This window comes from Streptococcus sp. HMSC034B05 (assembly GCF_001809055.1).
In the GTDB taxonomy this organism is placed as follows: domain Bacteria; phylum Bacillota; class Bacilli; order Lactobacillales; family Streptococcaceae; genus Streptococcus; species Streptococcus constellatus.
Genome location: NZ_KV795612.1, coordinates 1 through 17,134, shown reverse-complemented (window position 1 = coordinate 17,134; position 17,134 = coordinate 1). Strand labels below are relative to the sequence as shown.

Below are 17,134 nucleotides of genomic sequence, written 5' to 3'. Positions count from 1 at the left end.
AAGGAGGGCTCACATGCAAGAAGCCTTTGAGAAACTAAAAGGCGTGGACATCTTCGCCTTAAAATCGTATCTGGAAAAGACGTCAAAAATTGAGACCTCCATTATCGTGGCAATGAATGAGATTTTCGTCAATCTCTTTTTCTTTCTCCTCAATCTGGTGGTCGGATTCTTCTCCCTCATGATTCGTATCATGGAGAACATTGACCTCTACGACTCTTACAAAACCTATGTCTATAACGCTGCTAAATCCATCTGGCAGGGACTAACAGGTTCAACTTCTGGCGGATTATCAAGTGGTTCCCTAGTTTCCATGCTTCTGACCATCGGAGCCTTTTACCTCTTCTACCAGTATTTCTTTTCTCGTGGAAACTTCATGCGAAAAGTCCTTCATGTGCTTCTCGTCGTCTTGCTAGGGTTTGGGTACTTCGGAACTGTCGCTTCCACTTCTGGCGGTCTCTACATTCTTGATACGGTTGATAATCTTGCGGCCACTGTCACCTCTAAGATTTCCAATATCTCTGTCTCCTATGGCGAGGATAAGTCAATCAAAGTTGGAAAGTCTATGGCTGATAGCTATATCGCACAAACTTCCTACACTGCCTATGTCTTTGTCAACACGGGTCAAGAAAATGGAAAGTACGTCAATAGCCAAACAGGTGAAGAGGAAGCCTTCGAGGATTCTAAAGTCTTGGGAAGCGTTGATGACTCTGGAAAATTTGTAGCGGTCAAAAACAAAGATAGGAAAGACTATCTGGATAAACTTGGTGACAAGGCTGATGACGGGAAGGAAAAGAACCGCTGGGTATCAGCTGTTTGGGATTACCTTTTCATCAAGACCTTCTACGTCATCTTCAAAATTATTGAAGCTATTGTCATTGCGGTTCCTATTATCCTGGTACAGCTTCTGAATCTGATTGCCCAGCTCTTAGTCTTGGTCATGATTCTCCTGTTCCCTATTGCACTTCTCATTTCCTTTGTCCCAGCCATGCAAGATATCATCTTTGGGATTTTCAAGGTCATGTTTGGTGGTCTCGTTTTCCCGACGATTACGACACTCATCACACTCATCATCTTCTACATCGAAAAAGTCATTGAGACGCTGATTACTTCTGGCTTTGATGGGGTCATTGAAAGCTTCCCATCTTTAGGAACATTCGCCCTCCTCTTCAAGCTTATTCTATCAGTCGTTGCTAAAGCTGCCGTCTATTATTTCCTTTGGATTTATAAAGGGGAACTCATTGAATTCATCATGGGCTCACGGGCACGCATCAAGATGGAGGACATTGGAAACCAAGTGGAAAATAAAGTTAGTCAGGGTAAAGACCTTATCCAACAGATGCCGTCACGTAGCTTTGAGGCTGCGCAACACCTGGGTAATTTTGCCATGGCTGGTACTGGTTTTGTAGCTGGAAGTGCTATGAACGCTTCTTCTCACATCAAAGAAGTTGGCAACTTCTTTAGACGATCAAAACCAAGTGAGCCAGCTGAGGAACCAAACATTCCAACAGACCAGCCTACTGAGCAACCTGCTCCAACACCTGACCAACTGCCACCAACATCATCTGAACCAAATCTTCCAAAGCAGGATATTCCAACAGATAATCCTGCCCAAGAGAAAACACCAGCTCCTGAAGCTATCCCTACTCAACCAACAACTCCTCCATCACCTGAAATGGAATTCCAGGAACTCAAGGAACAATGGGTATCTCCACGTAAACGACGGAAAATGGAACGCTTAGAAAGAGAACTTAGCACCTATGATGATGCAGGTGCCATGTATCAAGCCCAAGGCTCAAACGCCTTTACCCGAAGCTTCCGTCAAACTATGACCAGGGACGACAAAATCAAAGCCAATATCGAGCGTAAGAACCGTCTCACTCAAGAACTCAACAGATTGCGAGGTGAACCAAATGGACACTATTAGGATATATACAAGAAGTCAGATTCAACCTGTCCTTGAAAAGTACATTTACCAAGCCTATGAAAATGACCTAAAGGCTATCAAGGTAACTATCCTTTATCCCGTCAATGACCAAGAAGCCAAACGGATTATCGAACTCTGCCGTGCTATTCCAGCCGTCCTAGATGCCAAATGGCTCTTTGGAACAGTTATCTTCAAAGTCTATCTCAAACACTAAAGGAGATGATAGGGACACATGAAAAAACTATTCAAACTGAGTCTTCTCTCTTCGCTTCTGTTGCCCCTATTACTTGTCATCATTTGTGCAGCTGCGATTGCTGGTGACTCGTCCAACACATCAAGTAATGGTAGCTCAACTGGGAAGCAAACGACACTAACAGCTAAAGAGGTGGCTCAAAAAGCGTCAATCACAGAAGAACGGGCAGAGGATGTCATCAAAATCCTCAATTACCAGCTATCCAAAGAAGGATTTACTCTGGCTGGCTCTACTGGTAGTTTAGCCGTTGCAGAACGTGAGTCAGGCTTTGACCCCAAAGCTATCAACACTGGCGGTGGGGTAGCTGGTTACTTCCAATGGTCAGGTTGGTCTAATACCGTCAATGGTGACCGTTGGGCACAAGCTTCTAGTCGAACACTGGATGCTGATGTTGAACTCCAACTCATGTCAACCGAGTTAAACGGTGCCTACAAGAAAGTCAAAACTGAGATGCAAAAAGCTACTGACCCTGGAGATGCTGCTTTGTATTGGTCAGAACATTATGAAGGTGTTGCACTCTCAGACGGTCAGACCAAGGCTGAGAAGCTCCAAACGGACGCTGACAAGTGGTTTAAGGTGTTTGATGGAACAATCACCTCAGACTCCTCTGTTGCTTTCTCAGGCGATACAGGGCTTGCTACTGGTACTCTCACGTCTACCTTTGACTTACCACCAGAGTATCTTGGAAAACTCAAATACGGAGTTCCTAGTGAAATCTCTGTCACAACTCAAGGAAACAATACTTATCCAGCTGGTCAATGTACCTGGTACGTTTGTAATCGACTGATTGAGACAGGCATCTGTACTAACTCAGCTATTTACAATTACAACGGAAACGGTCAAGATTGGGTTGCTAGTCTTGTCTCTCGTGGCTGGAAGCAAATATCAGAGCCTCAGGTCGGCGCTGTTATGTCCGTTCAAGGTGGCTACGGAGGCACCTATGCAGAATACGGTCACGTCGCATTTGTGGAAGCTGTCAACCAAGACGGAACCTTCCTCATCTCAGAGTGTAATGTCGATGGCGTTCAAAACAAACCACATTACGCTGTTTTCAGCAATCAAAGCTACTACAGCTTTGCGGTTGCACAATAAGATTTACGAATTTTTACGATTCTTTATAGTTTTTACGATTATGATTTAAGATTTGTTTAGGGTGACTCAGCTATACTGTACTCATCCTAAATAACTTTTCTTTTTCATAATCTCCTTGGAAGCAAGCTCAGAAATGGGCTTGTTTTCGTTTTATCAAAAATAACTGAGGAAAACACATGAAAAAAGAAATTCCATTCTGGGAAAAATCAAACCTAACTGTTGAGGAAGCTGCCTCATATTTCAGTATCGGAGTCAATAAACTTCGTGAAATCAGCAATGAAGATGATTGCGATTTCGTCCTCTGGTGTGGCAGCAAACGACTAATCAAACGAGCAAAATTTGAGAAATTCCTAGAAAACCAATATTCAATTTAATAATCACTCAGAGGGCATAGGCTAATCAAATAGCTTATGCCCTCTTTTTTTATGGAGGAAATCTATGATAAACAAAAAACGGAAAGACAATAAAAATCGCATCCTCAAAGACGGAGAATATCAACGTCCAAATGGTAGTTACGAATACCGCTGGCGTGATAAGCGAAGAAAGATGAATAGCATCTATGCCAAGTCATTAGTTGAGCTACGAGAAAAAGAAAAGCAAATTATAAAAGATTCTCTCAACGGATTGAACGTTACCAAAAAAGTTTCTGTAGATGACTTGTACCAGAAGTGGAAACTCTTGAAACGAGGTCTCAAGGATAATACCTTCAAAAACTATCAGTACCTATACGAATATTTCGTATCTGGTCAATTAGGAAATGTCATCATCACTAATCTCAAGAAAAGCGATGTTCGCTCCTTCTATAATTACTTAGCCGAAGAACGGAACGTTAAGGTAAGCACCATTGACAGCATCCATACCGTACTCCATCAAGTTCTTCAAGTTGCTGTCGATGATGAATATATTTTCAACAATCCCTCAGACAATGCCTTGAAGGAGCTAAAGCAGTCTCGTACTTCTGGGAAAAAAGGACACAGGGCTTTGACGCTCAAGGAACAACAACTTTTCGAAAATTTTCTAGAGAATACGAGCCGTTATAAAGGTTGGTACCCAGTATTTATTACCATGTTATGGACTGGACTTCGAGTTGGTGAAGTAACAGGTTTACGTTGGGAAGACATTGATTTTGAAAGCAACACTATTAGTGTCAATCATACCCTTGTTTATTATGATACAAGAACGAATCGTGGTGTCACTTTTACAATCAACAGTCCAAAGACCAAGGCAGGGGAGCGTACTGTTCCACTACTTCCTAGAGTTAAGGAGGCACTGATTTTAGAAAAGAAACGTCAAGAAGAACTTGAAATCGTCTGCAAAAGTAAAATTGACGGCTACACCAATTTCATCTTTCTCAATCGTTTTGGTAATGTCTTCCACCAAGGAACACTCAATAAAGCACTGAAACGAATTATTCGTGATTGCAATTTTGCTGTTCTTGATGGTAAAATACAAAGTGAGGTAACACTTCCGAATTTCAGCAACCACTCTCTCCGTCATACCTTCACTACCCGTATGGTAGAAGCTGGAACCAATTTGAAGGCGATGCAAGAAATTCTTGGACACTCTGATATTTCAACCACTATGAATATCTACGCCGAAGCTACAAAAGAACTCAAAGAAAAAGAGATGGAAAAGTTCGGAGAAAACCTTCAAAATAGCCTATCAAACCTTGAAGAAACTTACCAATAACTTACCAAAGATTTACCACTGATTTACCAATTTTGTGCAAAGTTAGGGGAAAATATAAAACCTAGCAAAGTTTCTAAACCTTGGTATAATGGGCTTTAGAGACTTGCGTGAAATAACGTAGAACCAGGTTTCTTTTCCCTACGATGAAGTAAACAATTTCTTATCAAATGAATACTGAGATAACAAAAATGACCTTGCTCCCTCGTTCAAGAGGGACAAGGTCATTTTTTAACTCTATCATAATTGAATTTTTTCGTTCAAAATTCTACTATAATCAAGAATTATTTCTTTTGCTCCATCATACGGCAAGTTATACACTACATTTGGCATATCTGCACAGGTTTAACAAGTAATCTACCATCATGTATTCCGCCAATAATTTTTCCATTATAATAGATAATAAATTCTCCCATCATAGCTCTATAACTAATATTATCTAATTCAGATACTTGTTCTAAAATAAAGTCTAAGTGTTCTTTGCTTGATACCTTTTTTTATATCTCTTTTAATTACTAAAATTTCAATAGTCCATTTTTGTCAAACTTAAAATTTGGTCCCCATGCAACTTCCCAGTAATATCCATCTAAATCAGAAAAATAGGCGTGATATCCACCCCAAAAGGTGTCTTGTGGTTCTTTTACAATTCTTCCACCAGCATTTCGTACTAATTCAATTACACTATCAACATCTTCTTTTTGTTCAACATTGTACGCTAATGTAATTCCGGGAAATCCATTTCTCTTTGGTGGGTTATTTTCATCAATATCTTTTGCCAATTGTTCTAAAGGAAATAGTTCAAATTTTGTTCCTGGAGTATCGAAAAAACATACCTGTGGATTATTTTCTTTACAGTCAGTCTTATATCCTAAACCATCTCTGTAAAACTTTATTGATCTTTCCATATCTCTAACACCCAAACAAATACAAGTAATCTTATTCATTACTACCTCCATAATTTCTAATTAACTTTCATCTAATAAATTGGAATTTGTAAAAATATATCTAAGTAATCAGACCACAAAATCTACACTCCTATCCATCATATCCTTCATTCTCCTGTTGCTTCACGGTATTCATCTGTACCCACATCACTCCATGCATGACGATCCGCCATAATAACTTTGCCACTGGAATATTCGTATGCGTACATTTCCAAAATCTGTGAGTCCGAATTTTCTTCACCATTATTTTTCGACTGATACAGTACATATAATGCACATTTCCCATTGGAAGAATCTCGGTCGTAAAGGATATACGTCTTCGAATTCAGATCTGATGAAAGCACGAACTTAGGCGTCCCCTTAGCAGTATAAGTAATTTCTGAATTCCCTTTAGTTTTGTAGCCAGTCGTTAAAGCTACTGCCTGAAGTCCATCAATAACCTTTTGATTTACTTGCCCCTGTTGGACATCTTCAGATTCAGAATCATCTGATGCCGAATCTAATACATCTTTTTTTATTTGTATTACCTTGATTATCCAACCATTTAGGTTTTCCATTCGGATAATTACTAAATTCTTTCAGAACTTTGCCATGTTCTGCCATATTAAGTTTCACCGCACCCCACATTCCCTGCTGATTCATGTCAACAGACAGTGTGACTACTTCTCCATCCCAAGATATTTTATAGGCACCTTGTGAGATTGCGGCAAATCCATTATTTGTTGATAAATCTGCTTTTAATTTTCGGACGAAAATCGGTGAAGTTCGTTCATACGGACATATATCACTTAATAGAAGGAATGTTGACTCCCTTATGACAAGCGAATGTTTATTATCCGGCGAATAAAATTCATACCAGGTTGTAACTGCATGATTCCCAAACCAGGTCAGGCTTCCCAACATCATCACTCCAATGAGTCCCACCCAGCCGAAAATCAGCAACCCCTTATAAAATTTACGGGCAGTCTTCCTCCAGGAACGAATGAGTAGAGAAATTGCTCCACCACCAATAAGACACAAGAATACAAACAAAAAATCATAAAGATTCATCTTACCAATCCGTGTCAGAACATGTTGATCGGTAACTCGCTCTGTTGCGAACATAGCTAGACATAAAATACCAAATACAATCAACAGAAGTATGTAGATGCTTTTTCTGACTCTCATTGTTATCTTCCTTCCAGTTAGTTTTGTCTATTTTAATATCTTCCTATAAATTTTTCTTTTGCAATTTTAGTATATCGTTTAATAAACTTACACTTTGCATCAGTGTAGCCGTCTCTATCATGTTCAAATTTCTTCCATAAGTTCAGCTTTAAATGTTCATATTCTTTCGCTACATTATGATTCTCACGTAAGTAATCTCTGAAATATAGTTCATCATTATCTCCGACAACTCTAATGTGAAGATGAAAGACTTTTTCTGCAAAACCTTGCTCCGTGTATCCTTTATTTAATGAGATTCGTCGTGTACTTTGACTCATGCATAACCAACTATTTTCAACAAGAATATTTTTCACTATTTCTAGTTCTTCTGCTAATCGAACCTCAAGTAATATATCTACTATGTTCTTTGCCCATATATTTTGAACCGCCGTACTACCAATATGTGATATTCTTACCATATATTTAGCTGGTATCAGGGACAAAATAGCAGTTGCTTCCTCATCATACCAATCCGCCCATTCTTTATTATGTTTTACAAGAAATATGGGAAACAACTGCCATAATTCTTCTAAACTCATGTCTTCTAATTTTTTACTCAATCCGTCCTCCACTAGTTTGCATTTATTTCTCACATTTGTTATCATTATAACATTTTCAATGTGCATCAGGCGTTTATTATTTCTGATTAAAACTTTTAGCTATCACTACACGAAAAAACAAGTCCAATCTAATCGGACTTGTTTCTTTTTATTTTTATAAGGAGTTTACATAACGATCGACTGCTAGGATAGCACCTGCAATATCAGATGCTGAAATCTTAAACGGCATCTGATGAATGGTTTCACCTTCAATAGTAGCTTGCTTACCAACCTTGAGCAAATCATCATAGCTGGCATTTTCTAAATGCATTTCTGCCAAGGTCGTGGGCATACCAATTTTCTGATAGAAACGAATATATTTTTCCAATTCCTCTTTTGGACGGTTTTCAAGAAAGAGCTGTGTTAGCGTTCCATAAGCTACTTTTTCTCCATGAGTCAGATGATGAATATCACCAGTCAGAGCTGTAAATCCATTGTGAATGGCATGAGCAGCAGCCAATCCACCACTTTCAAAACCAACACCGCTGAGAAGCGTATTAGCCTCAATGATATGCTCAAGAGCTGGTGTTACCACCTGCGCCTCACAAGCAGCCAGTGCTTGTAAACCATCTGCAAAAAGAGTTTCTTCACATTTTTGAGCAATAGCTGCGCCTGCTAAAGTCTGTCTTTGTCCCAGCATGGTCTCTCCATTTGCCTGCATAACCGCACGCGCTTCAACCCAAGTCGCTAAACCATCTGCAATTCCAGAAGCCAACAAGCGCTTTGGAGCTTGAGCAATGACCTTTGAATCTACTAGAACAAGATCTGGGTTCTTGGTGTAAAAAATATATTTTTCAAATGCTCCTTCCTCGGTATAAATTACTGAAAGAGCTGATGTTGGTGCATCTGTCGAAGCAATAGTCGGTGCAATCACGACAGGACTTCCCAATAAATCTGCAATTGCCTTAGCACTGTCAATTGTTTTTCCACCACCAAGACCAATCACTAGATCTGCTCCATCTTTTTCAGCTAAAGCAGCTACCCGATTGATTTCATTATCCGAAGCTTCACCATTAAAACTGACATGCAATACATGAAGTCCATAGCGAGTAAGACAGGATTGGAACTTCTTTCCTACAATTTGATAAACAGTGTTGTCACAAAGCAAAACTGGATGGTTTCCTAAGTTCAAAATCTGTTTTGCATTTTCAAATAAGGCATCTTCACCTTGAATATAGCGAGAAGGGCTTGCAAAAGTTCTCATAAAATACCTCTTCCTACGCAAAAATGGAGATTAGATGTACTTTTGACCATGAATGAATGACCAATCTGCTGCAAAATCATTTACTGCCTTTGAAATAGACGGCATAGCAAAAGCTGCTTCAAAAACATCTGCACCTGCTGTAATAGCATGGGTACCATCAGCAAAAGCCTTGTTGACTTGTCCTACATTTTTAAAGGAAGCTGCTAAAATTTTGCTAGATGAACCTTCTACTGCAATCGCATCTGCCAATTGGCCAATAACTACATCTGAATCAATGTTCAAATTTTCCATACGGTTATAATAAGGAGCTAAATAATCTGCGCCTGCTTGAATGGCTAATAAACCCTGGAAAATGGTATAAATAGCAGTTGCCGTAATCTTGTAACCTTCTGCTTTTAAAACTTTTATAGCGGCTAAACCTTCAGGGGTTACAGGTACTTTGACAAACACATTTCCACTACAATGCTTGCGAATTTCAGCGGCATCTTTTAAAATTCCCTGATAATCTTTGGCAACAACCTGAATATGAATGGAAGGAGCTTCCCCAATAATTTCTCTAACTTCTTGGATGCGTTTAAAGAAATCAATCTCTCCCTCTTTTTTAGCGATGGTCGGGTTAGAAGTCACTCCTGCCAGGGGGAGAACTTGCGACCATTTTTTTATTTCTTCTACATTTAATGTATCAAGCATGAATTCCATAAACTGGACCTCTTTTATAATGTGTGTTCTGTACGTCCGATAATATCGTCTTGTGTTGCTTTGGAGAGTACATTGAAGAATGCCGAATATCCTGCAACACGCACAATCAAATCACGGTGTTTTTCAGGATGTTTTTGCGCATCAATCAAGGTTTCTCTAGAAACAACATTGTATTGAATATGATAACCGTGCAAACGGTTAAAGAACGTACGAAGTAAAGCAATCAATTTAATTTTATCTTCTTCCTTAGACAGGGTCTGAGGATTCACTTTTTGATTGAGCAGAACGCCTCCAACGATTTCATCTGTCGGCAATTTAGAAACAGATTTCAATACAGAGGTCGGGCCGTTCTTGTCCATATTGTGGGATGGAGAGCATCCTTCAGCGAGCGGTGTTCCGGCATTGCGGCCATCTGGTGTCGCCAAAGTACCGCGACCTTGACCTACATTGGCTGAAATAGAAGATGTTCCTGAGTAGCGGATACCGCCAATTGGACCGCGTCCATAACGGGTATTTGGATATTTAGCAATTTCATCCACATAAATATCATAAGCATCAGTCACCAGCTTATCAGCGTAATCATCATCATTACCATATTTCGGTGCATCAGAAATCAACATCTCCTGAATTTCCTTGCCGCGCTCACCCGCATAGTCCGTTTCAAGCGCATGCCAGAGTTCAGCTGGAGTCAGTTTGCCTTCTTCAAAGACTAGCTTCTTGATTGCTGCTAGTGAGTCTGATAGATTGGCAATTCCAACTTGCAAACCGGAAATATAGTCATAGACAGCTCCGCCTTCTTTCAAATGCTTTCCACGACCGATACAATCGTCTGTCAAAGCTGAGCAGAGAATATCTGGTACTTCTCTTTCTAGAGAAAGGTCAATCGCGTTTTCCACGATGACACTCATACGAGTCAAGTGACGCAAAGTCTTGTCCCAAGCTGTTTGCAGCTCAGCAAAGCTCTTCATGTCTTTAAAATGACCAAAGCTTGGTGCAAAGCGCTTGCCAGATGCCGGATCAATTCCATCGTTCATAGTGATGAGAAGCACCTTAGGAAAATTCATATAGCTCATTCCCGTGCAACGATAACCCCATTTACCTGGCACAGCTGTCTCCACACAGCCGATAGCACTGTAGTCGTATGCATCTTCTTCCAAAACGCCTTTGGCAATAAAGGACGGAATAATAATCTCGTCATTATTGAAAGCAGGCATTCCAAAACCTAGTTTCATAACTTCTATGCATTCGTTCATAAAACGAGCATTTAGACCAGCATGGTAGCGAACTGTTAAGTTTGGCTGTGGCAAATGCGTCTGTGCAACAGATCTCAAAACCAGATATGAAAGAGGATTTACAGCATCTTTCTTATCACGTGTTTGTCCACCAATTGTCACATTTTGATACAAAGGACTACCAGCAGATGAGAAAGTATGAGCCTGACTGCGTACTTTATTGATCGTAATCGTCTTAATCCAAAGATTGGTTAAGCGTTCGACAATGCTTTCTTCCGTCTCGCGACCAGCTTCCAAGTCCGACTTAACATAAGGATACATGTATTGGTCAAAGCGCCCATAAGAGAGGGAGTGACCATTAGACTCAATCTGTAAAATACACTGGATAAACCAGACAGACTGAATAGCTTCAGCAAACGTTTCAGCTGGTTCGTAAGGCACTTTGGAGCAAATTCGAGCAATTTCCAATAATTCCTGACGGCGCTCTGGGCTTGCAGACTCTGCCATATCTTGAGCTAATTTGACAAAACGCTCCGCATAAGCTTTCACAGCATCCACTACAATGAAAATTGAATCATAGAAATGATATTTATCAATACTAGCCGGATCTGTCAAATCCAAGGCCTCCTTAGCTGCCCGAGCTTTTTCTTCAAAACCTTTCAAACCATATTGAAGCAATTTTTGATAGTTGACTGCCAAGTGAGCATCACCAGAGTTCATCTTTCCTTCCATGCCAAAGAAGCCAGTTTCCATATAAACCTGAACTTCTTCTGGAAGTAAAGCCCCAGCTCTAGCACGGAGGTTATTGTTTTCCCAGAAAGGAGCGATGCCGCGGAGCTGCTCTTTGGTTTCCTCTGTGATATAGAAAACATCGCCATCGCGCTTTTCAAAAAGATCTAATTCATTGAGTACAAATTCTAAAGTATACTCTGGGAAAATAGGTGCATCTTTATTAGATGAAGCCTGATTTCCAACAATCATGGTCTCATCTTCAATATAAAGCGTCATATTTTCCAAAATTTCCTTAAGCATATAAGCACGCTTCAGAACATTTGGCTTTTCTTTATGCTCTTGATAAGCTCTTGTTGCAAGAACAGCACGTTCAGCATCAATATAAGGTTTCTTGTCCAGCACATCTTCCCGATACTTGTTCATTCGGTCCGTTAAACTACCAAAATAATTCGTTTGTATCGTCGTTTTTTCTATTTCTTTTACATTAGTCATCACAGCACAACCTTTCTTATGAAATTATTTTTATTTCTTTCGTAACTATTGTAGCATGCAAGATGCAAAAATTCAATCATTTATAATCAATTATCAAATTAAAGATTTTTTGCACATTTGTGCTCAATCAACATTAAAATAATTTCTTTACAGTGATACAATGTAGTTTATCCTTCCGCTTTCAGTTCATTACTGTAAGCAAGATTGTCTTGGAATTTAAAGAATGGGAAATAGATGAGAGTGGACATAGCTAAAATGACAACTTGGATGAGAGCACCTTGCCATCCTGCCACTAAGAAACCAGAAATAATAGCTGGTGTACTCCATGGCAAGGTCACCCCTGAAAATGGCTGCATAAAGCCAATTGCTATAGAGCCATAAACAATTACAGCCGCTAAAACAGGTACAAGAATAAAAGGCAAGAACATGACGGGATTCATAACAATTGGGAATCCAAAGACAATCGGTTCATTGACATTAAAGATTGCTGGAAAAGCAGCAACCTTTCCTAGTGCTTTGTATTGCTTGGACTTAGCTGCAAAGAGCATGGCTACCACCAAACCAAAAGTAATACCAGAACCAGACAAAATAAGGAAACTATCCAAGAATTGCTGAGTGACAATGTGAGCACCTTTTCCAACAGATAACTTTCCAGCAGCAAGCAAGGCCTTATTAGCATCCAGATTTGAAAGTAAGAGAGCGGTCACTACACCATTGACAACAGATTGTCCGTGTACACCAAACCACCATAGGAAAGAGATGAAAAAGGCAATACCGATTGCACCGTAAAGGGAACCAGTCAATCCTTGCAGCGGTACTTGAATCACACCGTAAATCATTTCGATAAAAGTACCACCCTTTGTCAGCATTTTAGCAAGAATATAGACTACCATGGAAAGAAAGAATATCACAAAAGCTGGAATCATAGCCTCAAATTGCTTGGCGATCGCTTGAGGAACTTGCTCTGGCATCTTAATAACAATATGTTTTTGAATAAACATAGTATAGATACTACCGACAACCAAACCAATAATAATGGCTCCAATAATCCCCTGACCGCCAAACCAAATCTTGGCAATTGCGTCTGTAATTTCTTCACCTTTTTCTGGAATATAAGAAGATTTTAAAAGAATGAAGAAAGAAGATACAGATAACACACCTGCCGGCAACGGCTCTACACCACTATTTTTAGCATAAGAATATCCTATGGAGAAACAGGAAATCAAACCCATAATCGCAAAAGTTCCTGAGTAAACCTGCATAAATGGCTCGGTCCAATTTTTCCCAAAAATGCCTGCAATCGCCTGATTGAGGCCTTCAAATGGTAACTGTCCTACAATCAGAAAGATACTTCCAACAACTGTCAAGGGCAGAATTGCCAACATACCATCCTTTAAGGCAATAATACCGCGCATATTGACAAATTTCATAATCGGCGCAATAATTTTTTGAGTATCTATTTTAGCCATAACTAAGCTCCTTGTTTTTGTTCCAAAAGCCCCAAAGCGAGATTCAATACTTTTTTACCATCTAGCATGCCATAATCCGCCATTGGAATGACCGCAATTGGAATATGGTTCTCTTCGCAAATGGCAGCTGACTTATCCAAAGTATAAGCTACTTGTGGTCCTAACAAAGCAACATCCAAATTTGGTGCATAATCTGCTAACTTGGCCTGAGAATAAGCATCAATCTCAACCTCTAAACCAGCTTCTTTCGCGGCTATTTTCATATTATTGACCAACATTCCTGTTGAAAAACCTGCTGCACAAAACAACCCAATTTTAATCATATCTTCATCCTCCTGATGATTTATTTTTTCACCTGTAATTCTTTTCTCAAATCAATGATTTCCTTGATAAGATTAATTTCTGTAATACTGGTCATCAAATGATCCTGAGAGTGGACAAACAAAGCTGTAATTTCTGTCTTTGTTCCCCCCGCTTCCTGTGCCAAAAACTCCGTTTGAAGATTATGAGCTTCTAATAATGCCTGATCTGCCAATTCTAGATACTCATTACACTTTTCAAACTCACCATTTTTTGCTAATGACAAAGCTTGGTAAATATGCTGTTTGGCATCCCCAGCATGCAAGATTAACCCCATAATGATTTGATCAGCTACAATCACTTCCATATTTAACGTTACTCCTATTTTTATTTACAAAATATACCTTTCTTTTATTTGAAAGCGTTTTATTTTTGTTTGTAACTCAAATTTATCATCTTTCTCTTATTCCGTCAATATATCACTGAACAAATTCTCTTTTTTTATATTTATCGCACATTTGTGCTTATCGAGTAAAATAAAAAAGGTCAGAATCATTATTTTTGACCTTTTGAAGATGAAATAACGAGGAAAAGGAGAACTGTTATAAACTACTAATTAACTGCACTATTATCCAATTCCAACACTTTTAAAATAGTTGCTTCATCTGTAACTAAATGGTTGACATACCCAGCACGTAAAACCGCCAAAATAGCGGCAGCTTTTTGACGACCATAGGCAAAAGCCAGACTGTGAGGAACTGTTTTTAAATAATCTAAAGAAATAGCAACTGTTCGATTTTGCAACTGTTCATCAACCAACTCACCATTTTCATCAAAAAAGCGGCAACAAATTTCTCCGACAGCTCCTTCATTTTCCACTGTACGAAAATCTTCAGCCGTCAGCATATCCAACCACTGCCGATTCTTTTCATCCACTTGTCCGCCAATACCAACAACAACCACATCTAGTTCTTGCCAACTTCTTTTTAAGTCCTCAAAATATTTAGAAGATAAAATTCCTTTTGCTAAGATCTCGTCTTCCTGTATAATCGTCGCATTCATAAAGCGACAATCCCCATGGTATTTATTAGCCATACTGTAAATGAGGGTATTAACATGATAACGAGCATGAATATGGCTAGGTCCGCCAGCCAATGGAAAAAAATGCACATTATTCAAGTGTCGACTGCCCGAGTGTTCTACCAAGAGACTAAGACTCTTTCCCCATGAAAATCCAACTTTAGCATTGTCATCAATCATTCCCCGAAGCATTCCTGCCGCTGATTGAGCTAACCGCTGCTCCAAATCAGAAGGTGAATCATCCACTTGATTTGCTACGATTTCAAGTCCTTTTAACCCATACTTCTCTTTCACTACATTTTCTAAATGAAACAAACGCGTATCAAAGGATTCAATCTCGATTTTGACAATGCCTTCCTTTTTAGCTTCAGCCAGCATACGACTCACAGTTGTCCGATAAATCCCTGTCTCTGCTGCAATTTCTGCCTGACTTTTCTCCTCTACATAATAAAGATAAGCAATCTTAGCTAATAGCCTTTTTCTTTCACTTTTCATCTTATCTCCCTCTACTTATCAGACTAGAGTCAATTTGATATTGGCTGCTTTTAGGCGTTGAACCGCTGCTGTCGGAATAGCTTGATCCGTTACCACCTGCGAAACCTGTCTCAAACCAAAGCGTTTGACAGTCCCTCTTTTATCAAATTTACTCGAATCTGTTAACACAATCATTTTATCAGATGCTTCCGACATATATTGCACCACTTCGCTACGCATTAAATCCTTACCTGTAAAACCAAGCTCTTCATCATAGCCATCAGTCCCTACAAAAGCATGTTCTACATGGAAAAATTGAATCATTTCCTTAAGCAAAGGACCGACCGTAACTTGCGAATCGTTCTGAAATTCACCGCCTAGCAAGATAATCTTGCAAGAATCTACTTTTCTCACATAGTCTGCGATAAAATAAGAATTTGTAATAATTTTCACATTCTTCTTAGTACGACAGATTTCTTCAGCTAACAGAGCACAAGTTGAACCAGATTCAATGATAATCGTTTCATTGTCTGCAACAATTTTTGCCGCTTCTTGTGCTATCTTTCGCTTGGTATCATAATGAAAAGAAAGCCGGACATTCAGGTCATCACCACTATTTAAGACCGCATAACCGTGCTCCCGATGAAGTAAGCCTTTCATTTCCAGCTTATCCAAGTCTTTCCGAATCGTAACTTTAGAGACTTTTAATTTATCAGATAAAGTATTAACATCAATTTTTTCAAACTCTGAAACGAGCTTAACGATTTCATCTAAACGTTCCATTTTATTCACCTCATTCTTTATTTTAACAGAATGTAAGGAATAAATAAAATAAAAAATAGTTTCATTCGTAATTGTTTTTCTTTCGTTTGTTTGATATAATAAAAGAAAATAAGCAAGAAAAGAGTGTACATCATGAGTGCAGAAAAAGGAATCATTTTTAATATTCAACATTTTAGTATTCACGACGGACCAGGAATTCGGACAACTGTTTTTCTAAAAGGCTGTCCCTTACGCTGTCCTTGGTGTGCCAATCCAGAATCTCAGAAATTTAAACCTGAGCCCATGTTAGACGCTTCTAGCAAAAAGACTATCACCATGGGAGAGGAAAAAAGCGTTGAAGAGATTATCAAAGAAGTTCTCAAAGATAGAGAATTTTATGAAGAATCAGGTGGAGGCCTGACCTTGTCTGGTGGAGAAATCTTTGCCCAATTTGAATTTGCCAAAGCAATCCTTAAAGCTGCCAAAGAAAAAGGTATCCATACAGCGATTGAAACGACAGCCTTTGTAGATCATAACAAATTCGTTGATTTGCTCCAGTATGTAGATTTTATCTATACTGACTTAAAACATTACAACACCATCAATCACCGCAAAGTCACAGGGGTCAAAAATGAACTAATTATCAAAAATATTCATTATGCTTTTTCGCAACAAAAAACCATTGTCCTGCGTATTCCTGTTATCCCTAGCTTTAATGACTCTCTAGAAGATGCCGAACAATTTGCTATTTTATTTAAAAAATTATCTATTGACCAAGTACAACTCTTACCTTTTCATCAATTCGGTGAAAATAAATATAAATTACTAAAACGTTCTTATGAAATGGAAAATGTACAAGCTCTACATCCGGAAGACCTCTATGATTATCAGCAAGTTTTTCTTGATTATAAAATCAACTGTTATTTTTAGCTCCTCTTTTTCTCCAAAAAACAGAGTCTGGGACAATAGTCCCTTTGCTACAAAAA

Annotated in this window: 18 protein-coding genes and 1 pseudogene; 6 read left to right on the top strand and 13 right to left on the bottom strand. The window is 39.0% G+C overall.

All coding sequences use genetic code 11. The features are described 5' to 3' along the window. The first annotated feature begins 13 nt into the window (after positions 1 to 13). The 5 genes from HMPREF2542_RS05385 (at position 14) to HMPREF2542_RS05365 (ending at position 4,958) form a co-directional block, all read left to right on the top strand. Positions 14 to 1,924, top strand: a complete 1,911-nt coding sequence (locus HMPREF2542_RS05385; RefSeq protein WP_058669707.1) for a PT domain-containing protein — start codon at positions 14 to 16, stop codon at positions 1,922 to 1,924. Then, entirely contained in the window at positions 1,911 to 2,138 is a 228-nt protein-coding gene (locus HMPREF2542_RS05380; protein WP_058669708.1) for a hypothetical protein, read from the top strand. Before HMPREF2542_RS05385 ends, HMPREF2542_RS05380 begins: the two co-directional genes overlap by 14 nt. Before the next feature lie 18 nt (positions 2,139 to 2,156). After that, a complete protein-coding gene (locus HMPREF2542_RS05375) occupies positions 2,157 to 3,269 on the top strand; it encodes a phage tail tip lysozyme (protein ID WP_058669709.1) in 1,113 nt (370 codons plus the stop codon). Between the two features lie 176 nt (positions 3,270 to 3,445). Next, complete coding sequence (locus HMPREF2542_RS05370; protein WP_006738512.1) at positions 3,446 to 3,643, top strand: excisionase; 198 nt, start codon at positions 3,446 to 3,448, stop codon at positions 3,641 to 3,643. Positions 3,644 to 3,707: 64 nt separating this feature from the next. Then, a complete protein-coding gene (locus HMPREF2542_RS05365) occupies positions 3,708 to 4,958 on the top strand; it encodes a site-specific integrase (RefSeq protein ID WP_082663094.1) in 1,251 nt (416 codons plus the stop codon). 276 nt (positions 4,959 to 5,234) lie between these two features. Here the strand turns inward: HMPREF2542_RS05365 and HMPREF2542_RS09995 are convergent. The 13 genes and pseudogenes from HMPREF2542_RS09995 to HMPREF2542_RS05305 form a co-directional block, all read right to left on the bottom strand. Beyond that, positions 5,235 to 5,419: pseudogene (locus tag HMPREF2542_RS09995) on the bottom strand (competence protein TfoX); the annotation flags it as partial. A 51-nt stretch (positions 5,420 to 5,470) separates the two neighbouring features. Then, positions 5,471 to 5,899 (bottom strand): VOC family protein, encoded by a 429-nt coding sequence (locus tag HMPREF2542_RS05360; protein ID WP_070484478.1) that lies wholly within the window; start codon positions 5,897 to 5,899, stop codon positions 5,471 to 5,473. 107 nt (positions 5,900 to 6,006) lie between these two features. Beyond that, entirely contained in the window at positions 6,007 to 6,243 is a 237-nt protein-coding gene (locus HMPREF2542_RS09780; RefSeq protein ID WP_148129463.1) for a hypothetical protein, read from the bottom strand. A 139-nt stretch (positions 6,244 to 6,382) separates the two neighbouring features. Further along, complete coding sequence (locus HMPREF2542_RS05350) at positions 6,383 to 7,066, bottom strand: hypothetical protein (protein WP_070484471.1); 684 nt, start codon at positions 7,064 to 7,066, stop codon at positions 6,383 to 6,385. 32 nt (positions 7,067 to 7,098) lie between these two features. Next, positions 7,099 to 7,665, bottom strand: a complete 567-nt coding sequence (locus HMPREF2542_RS05345; protein WP_049476765.1) for a GrpB family protein — start codon at positions 7,663 to 7,665, stop codon at positions 7,099 to 7,101. Positions 7,666 to 7,819: 154 nt separating this feature from the next. Then, positions 7,820 to 8,908 (bottom strand): glycerol dehydrogenase, encoded by a 1,089-nt coding sequence (locus tag HMPREF2542_RS05340; protein WP_070484468.1) that lies wholly within the window; start codon positions 8,906 to 8,908, stop codon positions 7,820 to 7,822. Between the two features lie 30 nt (positions 8,909 to 8,938). Next, a complete protein-coding gene (locus tag HMPREF2542_RS05335) occupies positions 8,939 to 9,607 on the bottom strand; it encodes a fructose-6-phosphate aldolase (protein WP_058669712.1) in 669 nt (222 codons plus the stop codon). 14 nt (positions 9,608 to 9,621) lie between these two features. Continuing rightward, a complete protein-coding gene (locus HMPREF2542_RS05330; protein ID WP_058669713.1) occupies positions 9,622 to 12,063 on the bottom strand; it encodes a glycyl radical protein in 2,442 nt (813 codons plus the stop codon). A gap of 167 nt (positions 12,064 to 12,230) precedes the next feature. Continuing rightward, entirely contained in the window at positions 12,231 to 13,532 is a 1,302-nt protein-coding gene (locus HMPREF2542_RS05325; protein ID WP_006268325.1) for a PTS sugar transporter subunit IIC, read from the bottom strand. Between the two features lie 2 nt (positions 13,533 to 13,534). Beyond that, positions 13,535 to 13,855: a PTS sugar transporter subunit IIB gene (locus HMPREF2542_RS05320; RefSeq protein WP_003023895.1), complete on the bottom strand. Its 321-nt coding sequence runs from the start codon at positions 13,853 to 13,855 to the stop codon at positions 13,535 to 13,537. Positions 13,856 to 13,875: 20 nt separating this feature from the next. After that, entirely contained in the window at positions 13,876 to 14,199 is a 324-nt protein-coding gene (locus HMPREF2542_RS05315; RefSeq protein WP_003023891.1) for a PTS lactose/cellobiose transporter subunit IIA, read from the bottom strand. 245 nt (positions 14,200 to 14,444) lie between these two features. After that, entirely contained in the window at positions 14,445 to 15,407 is a 963-nt protein-coding gene (locus HMPREF2542_RS05310) for a sugar-binding transcriptional regulator (protein WP_058669714.1), read from the bottom strand. An 18-nt stretch (positions 15,408 to 15,425) separates the two neighbouring features. Next, the gene (locus tag HMPREF2542_RS05305) at positions 15,426 to 16,169 is read right to left on the bottom strand and encodes a DeoR/GlpR family DNA-binding transcription regulator (protein WP_006269656.1); all 744 of its coding nucleotides are present in this window, start codon (positions 16,167 to 16,169) and stop codon (positions 15,426 to 15,428) included. 132 nt (positions 16,170 to 16,301) lie between these two features. Between HMPREF2542_RS05305 and HMPREF2542_RS05300 the strand changes: the two genes are divergently transcribed. Beyond that, positions 16,302 to 17,078, top strand: coding sequence for a glycyl-radical enzyme activating protein (locus tag HMPREF2542_RS05300; RefSeq protein ID WP_058669715.1), 777 nt, complete (start codon positions 16,302 to 16,304; stop codon positions 17,076 to 17,078). Positions 17,079 to 17,134 lie beyond the last annotated feature (56 nt).